The sequence below is a fragment of the Streptosporangium sp. LJ11 genome, assembly GCF_051918945.1.
Classification (GTDB): Bacteria; Actinomycetota; Actinomycetes; order Streptosporangiales; family Streptosporangiaceae; genus Streptosporangium.
The window spans coordinates 210,356-227,924 of the sequence record NZ_JBPXMB010000006.1; the positions used below are offsets into that span (position 1 = coordinate 210,356).

At 70.5% G+C, this 17,569-nt stretch carries 16 protein-coding genes and 2 pseudogenes; 7 read left to right on the forward strand and 11 right to left on the reverse strand.

Translation table 11 applies throughout. From position 1 onward, the window contains the following. Positions 1-46: 46 nt before the first annotated feature. The 3 genes from ACTOQ3_RS11605 to ACTOQ3_RS11615 all read right to left on the reverse strand — a co-directional run bounded on the left by ACTOQ3_RS11605 (position 47) and on the right by ACTOQ3_RS11615 (position 4,127). Positions 47-1,078, reverse strand: a complete 1,032-nt coding sequence (locus ACTOQ3_RS11605) for an aldo/keto reductase (RefSeq protein WP_440083359.1) — start codon at positions 1,076-1,078, stop codon at positions 47-49. A 410-nt stretch (positions 1,079-1,488) separates the two neighbouring features. Beyond that, on the reverse strand, positions 1,489-2,286 hold the full coding sequence (locus ACTOQ3_RS11610) for an SDR family NAD(P)-dependent oxidoreductase (RefSeq protein WP_440083360.1): 798 nt from the start codon (positions 2,284-2,286) through the stop codon (positions 1,489-1,491). A gap of 242 nt (positions 2,287-2,528) precedes the next feature. Beyond that, on the reverse strand, positions 2,529-4,127 hold the full coding sequence (locus ACTOQ3_RS11615) for a DHA2 family efflux MFS transporter permease subunit (protein WP_440083361.1): 1,599 nt from the start codon (positions 4,125-4,127) through the stop codon (positions 2,529-2,531). A 125-nt stretch (positions 4,128-4,252) separates the two neighbouring features. On the opposite strand from ACTOQ3_RS11615, the gene ACTOQ3_RS11620 reads away from it, so the two are divergent. After that, the gene (locus ACTOQ3_RS11620) at positions 4,253-4,789 is read left to right on the forward strand and encodes a MarR family winged helix-turn-helix transcriptional regulator (protein ID WP_440083362.1); all 537 of its coding nucleotides are present in this window, start codon (positions 4,253-4,255) and stop codon (positions 4,787-4,789) included. A 33-nt stretch (positions 4,790-4,822) separates the two neighbouring features. On the opposite strand, the gene ACTOQ3_RS11625 is transcribed toward ACTOQ3_RS11620, so the two are convergent. The 3 genes from ACTOQ3_RS11625 to ACTOQ3_RS11635 are packed head-to-tail and all read right to left on the reverse strand — an operon-like array spanning position 4,823 to position 7,162. Beyond that, positions 4,823-5,455, reverse strand: a complete 633-nt coding sequence (locus ACTOQ3_RS11625) for a maleylpyruvate isomerase family mycothiol-dependent enzyme (RefSeq protein WP_440083363.1) — start codon at positions 5,453-5,455, stop codon at positions 4,823-4,825. Between the two features lie 55 nt (positions 5,456-5,510). Then, complete coding sequence (locus tag ACTOQ3_RS11630; RefSeq protein WP_440083364.1) at positions 5,511-6,812, reverse strand: RNA polymerase sigma factor; 1,302 nt, start codon at positions 6,810-6,812, stop codon at positions 5,511-5,513. 2 nt (positions 6,813-6,814) lie between these two features. Continuing rightward, positions 6,815-7,162 (reverse strand): YciI family protein, encoded by a 348-nt coding sequence (locus ACTOQ3_RS11635; protein WP_362697082.1) that lies wholly within the window; start codon positions 7,160-7,162, stop codon positions 6,815-6,817. Between the two features lie 403 nt (positions 7,163-7,565). Between ACTOQ3_RS11635 and ACTOQ3_RS11640 the strand changes: the two genes are divergently transcribed. The 3 genes from ACTOQ3_RS11640 to ACTOQ3_RS11650 all read left to right on the forward strand — a co-directional run bounded on the left by ACTOQ3_RS11640 (position 7,566) and on the right by ACTOQ3_RS11650 (position 10,446). Further along, complete coding sequence (locus ACTOQ3_RS11640) at positions 7,566-8,591, forward strand: LLM class flavin-dependent oxidoreductase (RefSeq protein WP_440083493.1); 1,026 nt, start codon at positions 7,566-7,568, stop codon at positions 8,589-8,591. 460 nt (positions 8,592-9,051) lie between these two features. Further along, entirely contained in the window at positions 9,052-9,600 is a 549-nt protein-coding gene (locus ACTOQ3_RS11645) for a hypothetical protein (protein ID WP_440066619.1), read from the forward strand. A 15-nt stretch (positions 9,601-9,615) separates the two neighbouring features. Further along, the gene (locus ACTOQ3_RS11650) at positions 9,616-10,446 is read left to right on the forward strand and encodes a hypothetical protein (RefSeq protein ID WP_440083365.1); all 831 of its coding nucleotides are present in this window, start codon (positions 9,616-9,618) and stop codon (positions 10,444-10,446) included. 64 nt (positions 10,447-10,510) lie between these two features. Here the strand turns inward: ACTOQ3_RS11650 and ACTOQ3_RS11655 are convergent, their stop codons facing one another. The 3 genes from ACTOQ3_RS11655 to ACTOQ3_RS11665 all read right to left on the reverse strand — a co-directional run bounded on the left by ACTOQ3_RS11655 (position 10,511) and on the right by ACTOQ3_RS11665 (position 13,263). After that, a complete protein-coding gene (locus ACTOQ3_RS11655; RefSeq protein WP_440083367.1) occupies positions 10,511-10,915 on the reverse strand; it encodes an ATP-binding protein in 405 nt (134 codons plus the stop codon). Between the two features lie 246 nt (positions 10,916-11,161). Beyond that, positions 11,162-12,676 (reverse strand): M1 family metallopeptidase, encoded by a 1,515-nt coding sequence (locus ACTOQ3_RS11660; RefSeq protein ID WP_440083368.1) that lies wholly within the window; start codon positions 12,674-12,676, stop codon positions 11,162-11,164. 5 nt (positions 12,677-12,681) lie between these two features. Continuing rightward, the gene (locus ACTOQ3_RS11665) at positions 12,682-13,263 is read right to left on the reverse strand and encodes a hypothetical protein (RefSeq protein ID WP_440083369.1); all 582 of its coding nucleotides are present in this window, start codon (positions 13,261-13,263) and stop codon (positions 12,682-12,684) included. Positions 13,264-13,542: 279 nt separating this feature from the next. On the opposite strand from ACTOQ3_RS11665, the gene ACTOQ3_RS11670 reads away from it, so the two are divergent. Both ACTOQ3_RS11670 and ACTOQ3_RS11675 read left to right on the forward strand, forming a co-directional pair. Beyond that, positions 13,543-14,331 carry a MerR family transcriptional regulator gene (locus ACTOQ3_RS11670; RefSeq protein WP_440083370.1) on the forward strand — a complete coding sequence of 263 codons (789 nt, stop codon included), beginning with the start codon at positions 13,543-13,545 and terminating at the stop codon, positions 14,329-14,331. Positions 14,332-14,492: 161 nt separating this feature from the next. Then, the gene (locus ACTOQ3_RS11675; RefSeq protein ID WP_440083372.1) at positions 14,493-15,290 is read left to right on the forward strand and encodes an alpha/beta fold hydrolase; all 798 of its coding nucleotides are present in this window, start codon (positions 14,493-14,495) and stop codon (positions 15,288-15,290) included. Positions 15,291-15,423: 133 nt separating this feature from the next. Here ACTOQ3_RS11675 and ACTOQ3_RS11680 read toward each other — a convergent pair. Together ACTOQ3_RS11680 and ACTOQ3_RS11685 are read right to left on the reverse strand one after the other, a co-directional pair. Next, positions 15,424-15,939 (reverse strand): annotated as a pseudogene (locus ACTOQ3_RS11680) (Tn3 family transposase); the annotation flags it as partial. 12 nt (positions 15,940-15,951) lie between these two features. Next, positions 15,952-16,305 (reverse strand): annotated as a pseudogene (locus tag ACTOQ3_RS11685) (DUF4158 domain-containing protein); the annotation flags it as partial. A gap of 314 nt (positions 16,306-16,619) precedes the next feature. Between ACTOQ3_RS11685 and ACTOQ3_RS11690 the strand changes: the two are divergent. Further along, positions 16,620-17,339, forward strand: a complete 720-nt coding sequence (locus ACTOQ3_RS11690) for a TetR/AcrR family transcriptional regulator C-terminal domain-containing protein (RefSeq protein ID WP_440083374.1) — start codon at positions 16,620-16,622, stop codon at positions 17,337-17,339. The last annotated feature ends 230 nt before the right edge of the window (positions 17,340-17,569 follow it).

Genomic DNA, 17,569 nt, shown 5'->3' on the forward strand with positions numbered 1-17,569 from the left:
GTCCGATACGCGGCCCGTACCGGGCGGGCACCGCCGGCCCGGAGGCCTATGGCCCGGGGACCTGTGAGCGGACGCGGGGCTGCGTGGGCGCCTCGCCGAACACCCACGGGCCGGCCTCGCACTCGGCGATGAAGTCACCGGGGAATCCCACCTCGAACCCCGTCGCCGACTCCAGGCGCCGGACCGCCTCCTCGGGGAGGACGACGTCGATCGCGCCCAGGTTCTCGGTGAGCTGCTCGACGTCTCTCGCGCCGACGATCGGGTGGACGGCGGCGAAGCGGGTGCGGGTCCAGGCGATCGCCACCTGGGCCGCCGTGACGCCCAGGTCGCCCGCGACGTCCCGTACGGCACCCGCGACCGCGTGGTCCCGCGCGGTGAGGGAGCCGGGATCGACCCGGGTGGCCCCCTCCATGGCCGCCTGGCCGGTGAACTTCCCCGACAGCACGCCGCCGGCGAGCGGCCCCCACGCGGCCACGCTCATCCCGAACGCCTCGGCCATCGGCAGCAACTCCCGCTCGACGTCGCGCCTGAGCAGGTTGTACGGCACCTGCAGGCCCGCGAACGGCGTCCAGTCCCGCCACTCCGCCAGCGTGTTGGCGCGACTGATCAGCCACGCCGGGGCGTTGGATATGCCCACATAGAGGATCTTCCCGGCGCGCACGGCGTCGTCCAGCGCCCGCATCGTCTCCTCCACCGGGGTGTGGCGGTCCCAGATGTGCACCCAGTGCAGGTCGATGTGGTCGGTCCGCAGCCGCCGCAGGCTGCGCTCCAGCGACAGGGTGAGGTTCTTGCGGTGGTTTCCGGCGGCGTTCGGGTCGTCGCGGTCGCGGGAGAGCGTGTACTTGGTGGCGACGACGAAGCGGTCGCGGCGGCCGGTGAGGAGCTCGCCGAGGATCTCCTCGCTCTCGCCGTACGCCGAGGCGGTGTCGATGACGTTGCCCCCGGCGTCGGCGTAGGCGTCGAGCATGGCCCGGTACCCCTGTGGCACGTCGGAGCCGCCGCGCTCGTAGAAGGTCATCGCGCCGAAGAACAGCTCGGACACCCGCAGCCCGGTCCGGCCCAGTGGTCGGTAACGCAAGGAAGGTCCTTTCCTGTGGTCCGGTGGTCGTGGAGGCCGCGTTCGGAGGCCCAGCGACCCCGTGACCCCGTGGCCTTGGGATCCCGCCGCAGCCGTCCCGCCATGCCGGAGCCGGCGACCCCGCCGATCACGATCGCCCCGGCCTCGGGATCGTAGATGACCCCCACCGGCCTGACCGCCGGTCTGCCGTCGCGGCCGACCGTGGCGAGGCGTCCCAGCGGCCGGCTGGTCTGGTACGCGATTTCGCCGTCGTGAATGCGCTCATGGGGTCGAGCCTGGCAGCCGGGACCGCGCCCGGGGAGGCCGCGGTGAGACCAGCCCCGGCAGGGCCACGATCCCGGCGCCGCGAGGAGGGGATGACCCGCGCGTGCGGCGGCCGGGAACCCCCTCCCCCCGGCGGGAGGTGGACGTCAGTTGCCTCCGGCGACGTGGACCACGCTGCCGGTGATGTTGCCGTTGGTCGCGGACGCGAGGTAGAGGACGATGCCGGCGACGTCCTGGGGCGTGGAGATGTGACCGGCCGGCCTGCCCCTGTTCAGGAAGCGCTTGATCTCCTCCGCGGACCTGCCGGCGAGATCCTGTCTGAACTCCTCGGGGACCCGCGCGAGGAAACCCCTGGTGACGGTGGGGCCGGGGGCGACGACGTTGACGAGGACGCCCTCCGGCGCCAGCTCGGTGGCCAGCGTCCTGCTCAGCCCGTGCATGGCCATCTTGCTCGCGACGAACGCCTCGTCGCCGCCGCCGCCGCGCTGGACGATGTCGGCCGAGATGAAGACGATGCGTCCCCAGCCCCGCTTCTTCATTCCGGGCAGGGCCGCCTGCACGGTGTGGAAGGAGCCCTCCACGTCGGCGCGCAGCGATGACCGCCACTCCTCGACGGAGATGTCCTCGAAGGCGACCGGATCGACCTTCGTCCCCGGAATGGCCGAGGCGTTGACGACGAGCACGTCCACACCGCCCCACTTCGCGGTGACCGTGTCGAAGGCGGCGCGGATCGACGCGGGGTCGGTCAGGTCGTACCGAACGATGATCGCCTCACCGCCCTGTTCGACCACGTCCTGCGACACCCGGTGCGCGCCGTCCTCGTTGCGGTGGTACGTGATCGCCACTCTGGCGCCCTCTGCCGCGAACGCGGCGGCGAGGTGAGCGCCGATCGAGCCGCTGCCGCCCGTGACGAGGACGACCTTCCCGACGAGACCGAGATCCATTTTCACAAACTCCTTCTGTGGTTGACGGGTGAGCGAGGTGTTACGTGATTCACGCCGGACGGCACCGAGCGGAGGCCGATCGTGCCGTTGCGTCGCGTCTCGGTGGACGGTTCGACGCCGGCCTTGCCCTGCGGGTCGCGCGGCCGCCGGCACTGCTGCAGGGCCGTCGAGCATCGGCCCGGACCCCTTCGTCTCGTGCTCGGAAGGGGGCGGTCGTCAGGAACGGGACGGGGACGGAGGCCTCACCGCAGTGCCGGTTCCTCCTCGGGGGCGGGAAGCGTGGCCGGGCCGGGCCGCTTGGCGGCGAGGCTCAGCAGGCCCGCGACGATCACCACCGCGGCGCAGGCCAGCAGGGTCCATCGCAGCGCGCCGACGAAGGCGTGGTCGAAGGCCAGCTGGGCGCTCTCCCGCATCTGCTGGGCGAGCCGGTCGCTCACCCCGGGGGGCGGCCGCATCCGGCCGGCTCCCGCCTCGGCGCCTCCGGCCGCCGCGGTGACCGCGTCGACGAAGTCCTCGCGGTACCGGCCGGGGAGCCGCTCGGCCTGGCGTCGCGCCTCGTCGCCGAGCCCGGTGCTCAGGCGGTTCTGCAGGACCGCGCCCATCGCGGCGATCGCGATCAGGAAGCCCAGCTGGCGGATCGCGTTGAAGGCGCCCGACGCGGCACCGGTGAACTCCTTCCGCACGTCCCGCATGGCCATCGTGACGGTCGGGGCGAAGGCGGCCGCCTGGGCGATCCCCGCCAGGACGAGCGGCCCGAGCAGCGCGAGCCGGCCGGAATCGGCCCGCGCCGTCACCGCGATGAGCACCAGGCTGATCGGGTAGAGGGTGAGCCCGCCGATGAGGACGTACTTCCCGCCGATCCTGTCGATCAGGAAGCCCACGACCGGGAAGGAGACCATCATGGCGAGCGCGGTCGGCGCGAGCGTGAGCCCCGCCTGGAGCGCGCTGAGGCCGAGCACCCGCTGCAGGTAGATGGTGAGGGTCAGCGACAGCCCCATCATCCCGAAGGAGACGGCGACGATCACGAAGCTCATCAGGGAGAAGCCGCGGTCCCGGAAGACACCCAGGGGGAGCAGCGGCTCCCGGGTCCGCGCCTGGGTCGCCAGGAACACCGCCAGCAGCACCAGGCCGGCCCCGATGACCATCGGGACGGTGAGGAAGGAGGTGATCGTCCCCCACCCGTACCGGTCGCCTTCGAGGAGCCCGTAGGTGATCGCGCCGAGCGCGGCGGTCGCCAGGAGCGCCCCGGTGAGATCCAGGTGGGGACGCCCGCCCGGGCGTGTGCCGGGAATGAGGACGAACGCCATGATGACGGTGACGATTCCGATCGGCACGTTGACGTGGAAGATCCAGCGCCAGCCGCCCTCCGCGACGAGGAGCCCGCCGAGTGTCGGACCGGCCAGTCCGGCCAGCCCGGCCGTGACGCCCCACACCGCGCTGGGCAGGCCGCGCCTTTCGGGCGGGAAGACCGCCGTCAGGATGGTCAGGGTCTGCGGGGTGATCAGCGCGGCGCCGACGCCCTGCGCGGCGCGGGCGGCGATGAGCTGCCAGGGTTCCCGGGCGGCCCCGCACAGCGCCGACGCGACGGTGAAAAGGATCATGCCCGCGATGAAGACGTCGCGGGGTCCGACGATGTCGCCCATCCGGCCCGCCGTGATCACCAGCGCGGCCACCACGAGGATGTAGGCGCTCATCACCCACAGGGCCTCGGTGATCGTCGCGTCCAGGTCCGTGAGGATGTCGGGGATGGCGATGTTGACGATCGTGGTGTCCAGGACGGTGATGAAGGACCCGACGCAGAGTGTCGCCATGACGGCCCAGGGATTGCCGCGTTCGCTCATTCCTCGCACCTCCTTGGGGAAGACCCGGATCCCGGAAGTCGCCTCGACGGGGCCCGGGGGGTGTGTTGCCGGGAAGATCGGTATATGATTCGACTGTCGAGAAGTCTAGTAGTTAGAAATTTTAAATGTCAAAAGAAAAATGGAAGTCCCTGGTGGACGAGGTCCAGGTGGCCATGATGGAGCTGCAGAACGTCTCGGACGCGGTGGACGAGGCCGCGGCGGCACGCCTGGGGATCAACCGGACCGACATGCGCTGCATGGGGTGCGTGTTCGCGCTCGGTCCGATGACGGCGGGGGAGCTGGCCGTGGCCGCGAAGCTGTCCCCCGGCGCGGCGACCATCGCCATCGACAGGCTGGAGCGGGCGGGGTACGCGCAAAGGGTCCGGGACCAGCGGGACCGGCGACAGGTGCGGGTGGTGCCGACGCCCCAGGCCGAGCGGGTCGCCCAGGAGATCTGGGGTCAGCTGAGCGAGGAGGACGAAGCCGGGCTGGCCGATCACACCGAGGAGGAGCTGGTGATCATTCGGGACTTCCTCCGGGCCACCGTCACCCGGCACGCCCGCCAGGCCGACCGTATCCGGCACGGGCAGGTCATCTCCGAGGAGGCCGGCGCGCCGGCGGCACCGGGGGCCGAACCGGGGGCCGAGCCCTCCCGGCCGTGACCCCCGGCGCGCCCCCGTCAACAGAGCTCTCGCCTACAGAGCGGCCGCGACCCGTTCGACACCCGGACCGGACAGGCCCGCGAGCCCCGCGGCCCGCCCGGTCGCCAGCAGAAGGAGATCACCCGCCGGACCCCGGACCTCGTCCGGGCCCTCGCCCGCCGACCAGTCCAGGTCGGTGGCGACCAGTCTCGTGCCGCGCAGACGCCTGGGAGCGCCGTAGAAACCGGTCCCCAGGACGCGGCCGAGCCCCGCGACCGCCCGCTCGGCGGGCATCTCCCGCACGCGCCCGAGCGGGCGCGCGACGTCCTGCCCGTGCACCAGCGCGTCGACGAGCGTGTCCAGCGGACGGGAGCCGAGCCCGCGGCGCCGTGAGCCGGCCGCCTCGCGGAGCTGCGCGACGAGCTCCGCGGGCCCGAACCTGGCCGCCCGGTCCCGCGCCTGGTCGGCGAAGACCCGGTTGATGTCGCCACGCGTCCGGATCATGCCCCTGAGCGTGTCGAGGAACAGGGTGTGCGTGGACAGCGTCATGTGAGCGGCCACGTCGTGCACCGTCCAGCCGGGGCACAGGGAGGCCACCGCCCATTCGTGGTCGTCGAGCTCGTCGAGCAGGGCGGCGAAGCCGAGCCGTTCGTCCACTGTCCAGGAAAAGATCTCTTCGTCGTCCATGTACGGCTCTTCTCGCTCGTGTGCGTGGGTGACGACGGCCGGGGGTGTCCCGCCGTCATGCGCCGGCCGTGCCGCCGGGATCGGATGTCTCGACCGCGCCGAGCCTGCGCAGCAGGTGCGCCCGTTCGGGATCGGTGCCGGCCAGGTCGAGCGCCTCCCGGTAGGCCGCGGCGGCCTCGGGGAGGCGCCCGAGCCGGTGCAGCAGGTCCGCCCGTGCCGTCGGGTAGGGGTGGTGGTCGCGCAGCCGAGGCTCGCCGGCCAGCTCGTCGAGCAGTGCCAGCCCCGCCTCCGGCCCGTCGCGCATCGCCACCGCCACGGCCCGGTTCAGCGCGACCACCGGGGACGGCGCGAGGGCGAGCAGCACGTCGTAGAGGGCCACGACCTGCGGCCAGTCGGTGGTCGCGACGTCCGGGGCCTCGTCGTGCAGGGCGGCGATCGCGGCCTGCACCCCGTACGGGCCGGGCGGGCCGCCGGTCAGCGCGACGAGCACCAGGTCACCACCCTCCTCGATCATGGCGCGGTCCCACCGGTCGCGGTCCTGGTCGTCGAGCAGCACCAGCTCGCCGCCCGGGCCGGTGCGCGCCTCGCGCCGCGCGTGGACCAGCAGCATCAGCCCGAGCAGCCCGGCGACCTCCCGCTCGGCGGGCAGCAGCCGGCGCAGTATCCTCCCCAGCCGGATGGCCTCCTCGGCGAGGCCGAGCCGCTGCAGGTCCGGGCCCGAGCTGGCCGCGTAGCCCTCAGTGAAGATCGAATAGATGACCTGGAGCACCCCTGGCAGGCGCTCCGGCAGCTCGTCGACACCGGGCACGCGGAACGGGATGCGGGCCTCGCGGATCTTCCTCTTCGCCCGCACGATCCGCTGGGCCATCGTCGCGGACGGGACGAGGAAGGCCCGCGCGACCTCGGGCGTCGTCAGCCCGGCGAGGCAGCGCAAGGTCAGGGCCGTGCGATCGTCGGCGGGAAGGGCCGGGTGGGCGCAGGTGAAGAACAGCCGCAGCCGCTCGTCGGGGAGATCGCCGTCCGCGTCCGCGTCCGCGGGCGGGGCGGGGTCGGCCCGGTCCGCCTCCACCTGCAGGACGGCGAGCCGGGCGGCGTAGGCCCGGTCCCGCCGCAGCCGGTCGACGGCCCTGCGCCGCGCCGTCGTCAGCAGCCAGGCCCCTGGCCTGAGCGGCACCCCATCGACCGGCCAGTGCACCAGCGCCGCCTCGACGGCCTCGGAGGCGACCTCCTCGGCCAGGTCGAGGTCGCCGAAGCGGCGGACCAGGGAGGCGAGCAGCCGGCCGCGTTCCTCACGGAACACCGACTCCACGGACGACCTGGCATCGCCGGCCCGCTCGTCCGCCTCCCCACCCGTCACCGTCAGACCTCGAACTCGTCGATCGGCCGCACCACGACCGATCCGCCGTAGCGCGCGCCGGGGCAGCGGGCGGCCCAGTCGAGCGCGACGTCGAGGTTCGGCACGTCGATGACGTCGTAGCCGCCGAGGATCTCGCGGGTCTCGGCGAACGGCCCGTCGGTGGTGACGATCCGCTCGCCCGCCGGGCCGATCCGGATCGTCGTGGCGGTGCTCACGTCCTTCAGCGCGTGCCCGGAGACCAGGACCCCCGCCTCCTTCAGCGCCTTGTCGTAGACCACCCACTCCTCGAAGTCGCACTGGTCGTCCCCGTCGGCCGTCGCGGCACCGTACATCAGCAATATGTACTTCACGGTCTGGCTCCTTCGTGTTTTCGCTCGGCGGGCTGCCGTACACCATGACGACGAACGGGGCACGGCCGGATCGACAGGCCCCGAGGATTCCCCGGAGATTCCCTTTCGGCCTCGTCGCACGCGAGAAGGGCTCCGGCCGGGGACGGTGATCGCGGTCGGCTTCCGGCCGTGCCCGGCGGGTCATGCTCGTCGCCGTTCAGGCGTCGACGACCACCATCTTGCCCCCGGCCTGGCCGGCCTCCGTCACGCGGTGGGCCTCGCGAACCCAGCACCGCGTCCACCGCCGAACCTTGACGGATTCGGCACGTGATCTCTAGCCTCGCGAAGCGACCGGCCGGACACGAGATCCCCGAACGAGTGCTCCCCGTCGTCGCCGACCCGTACGTGAGAGGGCGTGAGCAGGATGCGGATCGGAATCTTCCTGGTCGCGGCGGGTTTCCCCGGCAGGCCGCAGGGACAGGTGCTGCGTGACTGCGTGGAGGCGATCGAGGTCGCGGAGGAGGCGGGATTCGACGACGCGTGGATCGCCGAGCACCACTTCATGTCGTACGGGGTCTGCCCGTCGGCGGCCACGCTGGCGGCCGTGGCACTCGGGCGTACGCGGACGATCGGGGTGGGGACGGCGGTGAGCGTGCTGTCCACGCAGCACCCGGTGGCGCTGGCCGAGCAGGCGGCGATGTTGCACCACCTGTCCGGCGGGCGTTTCACGCTGGGGGTCGGCAGGGGCGGGCCCTGGGTCGACCTGGAGGTGTTCGGCACCGGTCTGGAGAGGTTCGAGCGCGGCTTCGCCGAGTCGCTCGACCTGTTGTGCCGGGCCCTGGGGCGGCGCACGGTGTCGGCAGAGGGGGAGTTCTTCCGTTTCCGCGAGGTCGCGATGGTGCCGGCGGCGTCGATGCGGCCCGTGGTGGCGTGCACCTCGCCGGAGACGGCGCGGCTGGCGGCCGAGCGGGGGCTGCCGATGCTGCTGGGCATGCACATGGACGACGCGGGCAAGGCGGCGATGCTCGCCGGGTACGACGCGGCACGCCCACCCGCGCCGCCCCTCCCACCGGAAGCGGATGTGGACGCGGACGCGGGTGCGGTACGGCATGTGGCCGCCGTCGTCGGACACGTGGCCGACTCGACGAGGGCGGCCGTGCGGGAGGTGAGGGCCGCCGTGCCCCGCTGGCTGGAGCCCGGCCTGGCCGGGTACGTGCCGGTGGACGGCCGGCGGCGGCCCGTGCGGGACGTGGGGGAGTACGTCGACTTCCTGACCGGCGTCCATCCGGTGGGGGACGCCGACCACTGCGTGGAGACGATCCGGCGCACCCGCGAGGTGACCGGGCTCGAACACCTGATCCTGATGGTCGAGGGTGCGGGCGAGCATGCCCGCACCCTGGAGAACATCCGCCGGCTGGGCGCCGAGGTGCTGCCCGGACTCGACGGCTGACACCGGGCGGCCGGGACACCCGCCGAACTCGCGGCGAAACTCGCCGGCCCCGGCGGCCTGGTGCGGCCCGGGCGGGTACGGATCGCGACTTTTTGATCTACATTGTAAAGCCGGACGGTTGTTGTCAAAAGCATCTCCCGGAACCGAAACAACTCTCCGAGGTCCGGCGATTCACCACACGGAATTCCATCCTTTGATAATTGCCGTGAAACGACCGCCAAAGTGATTCTCCTACCGCTTACCGGGATGTATGCGAAATCGCATGTTGTTTAGCAACAAAACGCCGCTAAACGATTTTAATTTTCTTGACACGGCGGAATGGCGATGACACTTTTACTTACGCTCGGCGCGCCGATCCAGGTCAGCGCCGTGCGCGTTCTCAACCGCCGTCAGGGGCGCGCCCGTCAGGGGGTGCGCGGAAACCCCTGATCCCGCTCGACCCAGCTCGGAGGTGCGGTTCATGCGTAACCCTTTTCGCAGGATCTCCACAACGGCCGGCATCGTGGGCGCGATGCTTCTCGCGATGTCCCAGACCTCGGCGATCGCGGTTCCGGAGAGGTCCGCCCCACCGCCCGCCCCGGTTCCCACGCCCGCCCCCGCGGGCGGCGAGGCGAGTTCCAGGAACTCGGGTTCCCCGGAGAACGGCCGGGCGCCTTCCGCGGTGTGCTTCTTCCAGACCATGGGCGACTACGTCCACATCTCCGGGTCCGCCTTCGAGGCGTCCGGTCACGGCTGGTGGATCAACGGCAACTGCAACGCCACGCTGGCGATCGTCACGGTCCAGCTGCAGCAGTACTACGCTGACGGCACCTGGAGAAACGCCGGTACGGCGGGCAGTGCGACGGTGAGGTCCGGCGGCGGGGCCGGCAACCGCGCGACCGGGCGCGCGGTCTGCACCAACGGCAGTCTGACGGGGTGGCGTAGCGTCGTCGACGTGGACCTGGTCGGCCTGGCCGACGACCCGGGCAAGCTCTTCACACCGGGGCAGAACATCTACTGCAGGCGATGACGCGAGAGGGGCGACGTGAGTATCAGACCCGACGGCACCATGCTCGCGGCTCTGTACGGCGAGCTGGTGGTGCACCCGTGGCGGGATCCTCTCGTCGCCTCCTCGGACGCCTACAGCCTGTTCGTCGCGAGGTCGTCCGCGATGGGATGGCTCACCGAGGCCGAGGAGAACGCGGTCGGCGGCCTCTGGGGAATGAACGACGCCGGGCACGACCCGGCGTCGGCTCCGGCCTCGCTATCGCGGCCGGCACGCGTCGCGTGGTTTCAGGTGTCGCTGACCGGACCGGTCCCGGACGGCCGGCCGTTGCCGGTGCAGGCGTTCCTGTCGTGCGCGGACGACGTCGTGGCGCGTATCGGCACCGCTCACCTGCGGGCGGTCCAGCTTCTGCTGCCCGTGCAGAGCCTCGACGCGCCGGTGGGCGCGTCGTCGCGTGCGGGCGCGGTGATGACCCTGCTCCAGGACGCGGGCTGGTTCGCCGACGGTGATCCGCGCCTGAGAGCACGGGTGCGGGTGACGTTGGACGGCGGGCAGGATCCGTCCGTCCGCTCGGCGGCGCCCGGGATACTCCGGTGGGTGCGGGAATTCGATCAGGACGTCTTCTGGTGCGACGCGGTCTCCGTGACGGACGACGACGATCTGGTCCTGGAACCCGCCGTCATCGACGAGGTGTGGCTCGGGCCCGCCCATCACCGGGTCACCTTCCACGGCACCCTTGCCGAGTGGTCGCTGGACGCTCTGGGATGGCTGGCCGCCTTCCTCGCCGACGCGAGTTCCCGGCACGGGGTCGATACCCCGTTGATGTTCACGGCCGGCCGCTTCGCGGAGCCTGATCCGCGAAGCGGCTGAGTCCGGCGGCGGTCCGTGCGGGGGCACGGGCTTGCCGGGCGCGTAAAACGGTGGGCGCCGGCCGCTATCCGGCGCCGGAGGGGGCGTGCAGGTGCATTCGCAACCGGACACTGGACCGGCCACCGCTCTGGCAGATGGTGAACTCGTCGCAGAGCCGGCCCATCAGCCACAGCCCGAATCCGCGGACCGCGCCCGGGCCGGGCCGGTGGCGGTCGGCCTGGTCGGGGGCGAGGCGTCCGGCGTCGTCGACGACCTCGACGACGAGGTCCGCCTCGTCGCGCCAGACGCTCACGCTGCCGGCCGCGTCGCCGTGTTCCAGCACGTTGATGACGGCCTCGTTGGCCGCCAGCAGCAGGTCGTCGCGTCGCGTCCCGGCCAGCCCGACCTGGCTCATGTGGCGGTACAGATGCCGGCGCAGGCCGATCAGGTCGGTGCTGATCGGCCAGTGGCCCCGCTGATCGGTATGCATGTCCGGTCCCCTTACGTGAGTGCCGTCTGTGGCGTTCAGCGGGGGGCTACCGACGTGTCCGCCAGGATCAGAACGGTCGCTGTGAAAGTTGTGCAGGGGTACTACCCGCTCTGACCTGCTCAATCATCGATCGGCGGTGGGAGCGCTCCATCCCCAGGTGAGGTGGTCCGGATCGTGCCGGTGCCGCCGTCGCCCCCGAGGCTGACGGCGGCACCGGCGGGTGTGGAGGGCTTGCGGGGAAGCCGGTCACGCCGTGGGCTTCCAGTCCGGGTGACCCGGCATCGGCGGAGTCTGCGCGTTGTGGATCCAGCCGTTGACGTAGCCGGTCAGGTCCTTGCCGCTCACCCGGTTGGCGACCTCGATGTAGTCCCGGGTGTCGGCCGAGCGGCCGCGGAACTCGGCGAAGAAGGTCTTCTCGATCCGCTGGAAGGTGTCCTGGCCGACCATCTCCCGCAGGCCGAACAGCATCAGCAGGCCCGCGGTGTTGGTGCCGACCAGCACGTCCCGCGCGTGCTTCATCCTTCCCGGAGGGCCCGACTCGGCGCGCTTGTCCCCGTCGAAGTCGTAGCGTGCGCGCAGCCCGCGCGAGGGGTCGTCGAGGTCGCGCCAGCCCTTCTCCGCGGCGTACAGGAGCTGGTAGAACTCGGCGTGGCCCTCGCTGATCCACATCTGGTTCCAGTCGCGCACCGCGACGGCGTCGCCGAAGTACTGGTGGGCCAGCTCGTGGACCATGGTGATCGCGTCGTCCCGGGTGTCCTGGGTGGTCACCCGGCCCTGCCGGTCGGTGCCGGTCAGGCTTTCCACGGCGTAGGTGGAGATGGTCGCGCTCTCCAGGGCGACGCCGTTGTAGCCGCCGGGCACGCCGAGCACGCCGTAGGTCTCGAAGGGGAAGGGGCCGACCTGCTTTTCCATCCAGGTCATCTGGTCGGCGATGCCGTCGACGAGGGCGCGGGTCCTGGCGGCCTGTGCGGTGGCGACGTGGCTGCGCAGCGGCAGGCCGTGCGGTCCCGTGCCCTTGATCAGGGTGAAGCGGCCGACGGCCGCCTGCACGACGTGGGTCGGGATGGGGTCGCGGGTGGTGAAGACGTGGGTGACGCGGCCGGCCTTCTCCGTCCGTGAGCGGAGCGTTCCGTTGGCGACCGCCTGCAGGCCCTTCGGGGTGGTGATGCGGAAGGTGATCCTCGCCTTGTCGCCGGGATGATCGTTGCTGGGGAAGTACAGGTGGGCTCGGTCCGGCTGTCCCATGACCGCGAAGCCGTCCTTCTTGTCGACCCAGGCGGTGCGGTGCGGTTTCTCGTCCTGGGGAAAGGCGGGGGACTGGGGGTTGGCGGCGCGGTCGACACGGTAGGAGACGTCCACGCGAAACGGCCGGCCTCGGGGCAGTACCCGCCCGGGCGTGATCAGCAGTTTCTCCCCCGCGACGCGGAAGCCGGCGGGGCGGCCCTCCACGGCCACCTTGGTGATCTTCTCTACCGCCGCGTCCAGGCTGAAGCCGGACAGGGCGTGCGTCGCGGTGGCCCTGATCCTCACCGAGGCGTCCATCTTCGTGGTGCCGCCGCGGTAGTCGTAGCTCACGTCGTAGGAGCCGACGTCGTAGCCGCCGTTGCCCAGGTAGGCGAAGAGCGGGTCGCCCGCGCTTCGCGCGCCGGGCTTGGCGGGCGCCGGCGGTCCGACCGGCGTGCTCGCGCCACCGCATCCGGTCAGCGCCATCGCGGATGCGGTGACCGCGGCCAGCGCGCTGGTCATTCGAAAAGGGAACATGGCCATCATCCTTCGCGAATCGGATATCGATCCCGTCGAGGCCGCGTATGCGGCGGCGCTCGGTCACGTATCGGCCGGGTATCCGCCGTCCCCGGCCGGGGCGCTGCGGGGCCGGTCAGCGCGGTTCGGATGGCGGCCCGGCTCACTCCATGCGCGCGGGCGAGAGCCGCGATCGAGGTGCCGTGGTCGACGAACACCGATCGAACCTCCTCAAGCCGGGAGCCGGCCAGGGCGGGCGGCCGGCCGCGGTAGCGGCCTTCGGCGGCGGCGATCCCTTCGGCGGTCAGCTCGTTTTGCAGGTCGCGCTGGAATTGCCCGACCGCGGTGATCACGTTGATGAGCAGCGCTGTCGTGGCGTCGTTGACGGCGAGGTCGTGGAAGTTCGACAGCGGGCCTGACAGGACGCGCAGGGCGACGCCGCGGGCCCGGTCGGCAGCGGTGGACAGGGTGTAGATCCGGATCGAGTTCAGCGAGGCGTGCCCGAGCAATTCGGAGACCAGCACGATGTCCGCGCCGGCTCGTGTCCGCCTGCTATCGCCGCCAGACACACGAATCTGCCGGCGGACTTGACCCTGACGCTGCGTCAACCCTGCATGCTGGCTGTCATGAGCATCCCGCCGACAACCGATCAGGTCCAGGAGACCGCATGTAGGTTCCGGCGAAAAATGGCCGGGAATCTCCGGAGCTACGTGGCCAGACATGATCCCTTGACGGCAGATGTACGGCCCCGCCGTGTGGCGGGGCCGTACATCTGCCGATGTGGTGGGTCATCGTTGCCTACCTGTTCACCAACCTCCCCTACCGTCGCAGGATCTCCTGGGCCGGCGCCGGCCGGGTCTAGGCGAAGTTGAGAGCAGGATCAGAGCATGCTGACCATCAGTCAATTGGCGGCGTATGCCGGCGTCACGGTGCGGGCGGTGCGGCACTATCACCAGATCGGACTCCTGCCCGAAGCGGACCGGGATGCCTCGGGCTACCGGCGCTACGGCGCAAAGGCAGTCGTGTCGCTCATCAAGATCCGAACCCTCGCCAACGCTGGCGTGCCGCTGTCTCAGATCGGTCAGATGCTCCAAGCCGACGCATCGACCTTTGCCGAAGCGGTCCAACGAATCGACAGTCGCCTGCACGACGAGATCGAACGGCTTGAGACCAGCCGCAAGCAGATCGCGCAGCTCGCCGCCGGGGACAGTATGGCGCTTCCGCCGGAGGTGATCTCCTACCTCGATCTGCTTCGGGAGATCGGGGTAGGAGAGCGGATGGTGGAGGCGGAGCGGGACGGGTGGATCCTGGTTGTTGCTGCCTCCTGGCCCGGAGACATCCCCGCGGTTATGGCCGCAAAATTCGCGCAGCTCGATGACCCGCAACTCGTTCGGCTCTACCGGATCCTGTCGGAGATCATCGAAGACGACGACGCAGGCGACGACGATCCGCGTCTGGCAGAAGCCGCCGATATCATGGCCGGCCTGGCCGAGCAGGCATACACCTCCGGCGAGATCAACCCCGACGAGGTCGCGCACGACGACCTACCGGTTGACCTTCTGGACGCACTTGCCGTCGAGTCCGACCCGCGGGTGGAGCGGCTGCTGGACCTGATGCGCGAGCGCGGCTGGGCCGGTTGGCACCGGATGGAGCGGCTGGCGGAGCCCCCCGACTGACCTGCGGGCGTCGTTTCACGCCTGGACGTCCACTACTCATGTCGGCGGGCGACGGGGTGCAGGACCAGGCTGGTGGAGCGCGGTACAAGGCCGGCGTCACCCCGAGACAGCAGGATGGCAGCCGGCCACCGTTCCCGATTCACTTCTGAGAAAGGAAGATCATGACCATCAATCGATCCCCCTGGACCGGCATGGTCCCAGTAGACGATACGGCCTTAGCCGTCACCGACACCGACACCGACGGTGTCCCCGTGATCTACCTCAACGGTCACGCCGCCGTTCAGCGGCAATGGCGGCGGGTCCTTGCCGAGTTGGGGACGGAGTGGCGGCATATCACCTACGACATGCGGGGGCGTGGTAAGTCGAAGCGTTCGGCGGATTATTCGTTCGAGACGAACATCCGAGATGTCGATGCTGTCCTCGCAGCCCGGGGTGTGGCCCGGGCGGTGATGGTGGGCTGGTCCTATGGAGCGTTTGTCGCGGCGCACTGGGCCAGCCGGAATCCGGCCCGTACCGTGGGCGCGGTCTTGGTGGAGGGCGCGCAGCCCTACGACTGGTTCGACGAGTCCATGGAACCGGGGATGCGCAAGATATGGAAGCGGATCTGGTGGCCCATGCAGCTGCTGCGCCCGTTCGGTATGGCTCCACGGATGACCGGCGACCAGCTGGCAGACAGCAACATCGAGGTCGGCAAGATCGCCCGCGAGCGTGACCTGGGCCCCGTGCTGGACAGCATCACCGTCCCGGCGCGCTACGTGGTCGCTTCTGGGGAGTCCTTCGGAAGCCAGGGCGGGCACGAACGGATACGCGCCAGCCTCCCTGCGGTGACTGCCCGCAATCCGAACATCCAAATCAGCGCGAAAGTCGCCAGCAACCACGGTTCGATCCTGCGTAAGGACTATCGCGCCATCGCCAAGGCCGTACGTGAGGTCGCCGCCCTCGACCACGAGGGGAACTGAAGACGCCGCCGTCACGGTGAATCCCGCACAGGAGAATCCTGATAGCCGTCGGCGCAAAGCCAGAGGTCTGCACGCCCTCTCCCTCCACCGTCTCCACCGTGTCCCCGCCGTCGGGCAGGTCGGGAATCTCACCGAGCCGGCGCAGGCCTTCGGCCGGCGCGGAGGAGGAGGTGGCATAGCGGCCCAGGACGTTGAGGTGGGCGTGGCCGAGTGGGCTGAGCCGGGCGGCATCCTCATCCTTGACCGGCACGCCCTGCGCCCGCAACTGGTCGACGGCGGCCGACAGATACTTCGAATTCCACAGCGCGACCGCATTGACGACCAGCCCCAACGCGGCTAGCTGATCCTCCTGGCCCTCCCGATAAGCCTTCCGGATCTGCCCGCTTGCGCCATGGCAGATCTTGCGGGCGAGTCGATGCCGGGACTCCTGGACGGTGAGCTGCTTGTTGAGCCTGCGGCGGTAGGTGTCGTCGATCGGGTCCAGGATGGACAGCAGGTGCAGGGTCTTGTCGATGCGGCCGTACTCGGCGAACGCCTGCCCGAGCGGGGTCGGGCGCCCGCCTCGGGCGAACATGCGCAGCAGGTCGTAGGCGCGGACCTGGTTGGTCACCGGCGATCCGGCGACCCGGGACATGTCCGACCACTGGGTATCGAACAACGCCGTCGGCCCCTCGGCGTGTGTCCACGCGCGGCCGTGCAAGAACGTCAAGAACCGTTTCGCCAGCACCCGGCTCTCCCACGACTCCCGATCGTCGAAGTCGTGACAGCCGTAGACATCGCGGATCATCCACGCGTACTCATAGACCGTCTTCGGCCGCTCCCCGTATCGTTTCACCTGCGAGGGGTCCCCGATGCCCAACTGTTCGGCCAGGTAGTCCACCACGCGTGAGCGCGCGATCACTTCCCGGTCGAAGGCGTCCAGGAAGAAGAACTTCTCCATGTCCGGCAGCGACGGCATCTCACTGAGGGTCGCGTACGCCGACCTCTGCTCATCAGACAGAAACTCTGCGGGCATGACCGACGACCGTAGGCACACCACCCAGCGCCCGGTAACAACCGGAAGCACACCACACGTCCAGATCTTGAACGGAAATGATCACCCGCAGGACGACCTGCCGGAGCGTCCACCTAAGTTGCTCGCGGGTACCGCCAACGGCTGTCCGCAGGTTCCTCAACCCCGTTCACGGCCGATCTCCTTCATCGGGGCGCCTCCGGTACGCCACATCGAATTGCACTAAGTTCAAGGCGAACGAGGACCGTTTCTTGAACTAAGTGCAAGACGCTTTTTGAACTTTGTGCAAGTCGGGTTCGGTGGCCTATCGTGGCCGCATGCCGCGCGACACGCTGACCCAGGAACAGATCGTCCGCACCGCGATCGAGCTGCTCGACGAGGAGGGTCTGGACGGCCTGAACATGCGCAGCCTGGGCGGCAGGCTCGGCACCGCCGCGACGGCGGTCTACTGGCACGTCAAGAACAAGGACAACCTCATCCTGCTCGCCGGCGACCGCGTCTGGGACGAGGTCGAGCTGCCCGACCCGGAGGCGGCCGGCTGGCGCGCGGCGGCCACCACGATGGCCACCGGCCTGCACGCGATGTTCAGCCGCCACCCCTGGCTCGTCCAGGCCTTCGGCTCCCACCTGTTCTACGGCCCCGGCAAGGCGCGCCACGACGACCACAGCCTGGCCGTCTACGAGGCGGCCGGTTTCGCCGGCGCGCGGGCGGACCGCGCCGCGGCGACCGTCTTCACGTTCGTCATGGGCAACGTCCTCGGCGCCTCGGCCGCGGTCTCCCTGACCAGGCGGCTGAGCCGGGACGGCGCGGACGCCGGGGCGCTGATCCAGGACGCGATGGCCAAGGCGACCGAGGTCGCCATGGACTTCCCCCGGCTGCGCGCCCGCCTCGAGACGCCGACGGCCGCGGACTACGCCGCCGCCCCCGACAGGACCTTCGAGTTCGGTCTCCAGGCCCTCCTCGACGGCCTGGAGGGCCGGCTCGCCGGCACGGCGCCCGGTCCGCCCCCCGGCGGCGCGAGCCGACGCGACGCCTAGGGCGGGGTGCGGGCCCGGGAAACCGGGAAAGGGGTACGGACCGGGAAGCGCGACGCGACGGCCGGCGCCCGAGTGCGGTAGGGCGGATCTGGTCGAATTCGGATGAACCGGCGTCAAGAACGCGTATGGATCCGCATGATTTTCTAGGCGCCCGGCGGCCGGACCGGTAGGGAATATGGGGTGTCTTGTCTTCCTCTCCGGCGATCCCTCCCGGTTCCTCTTCCGCGGCG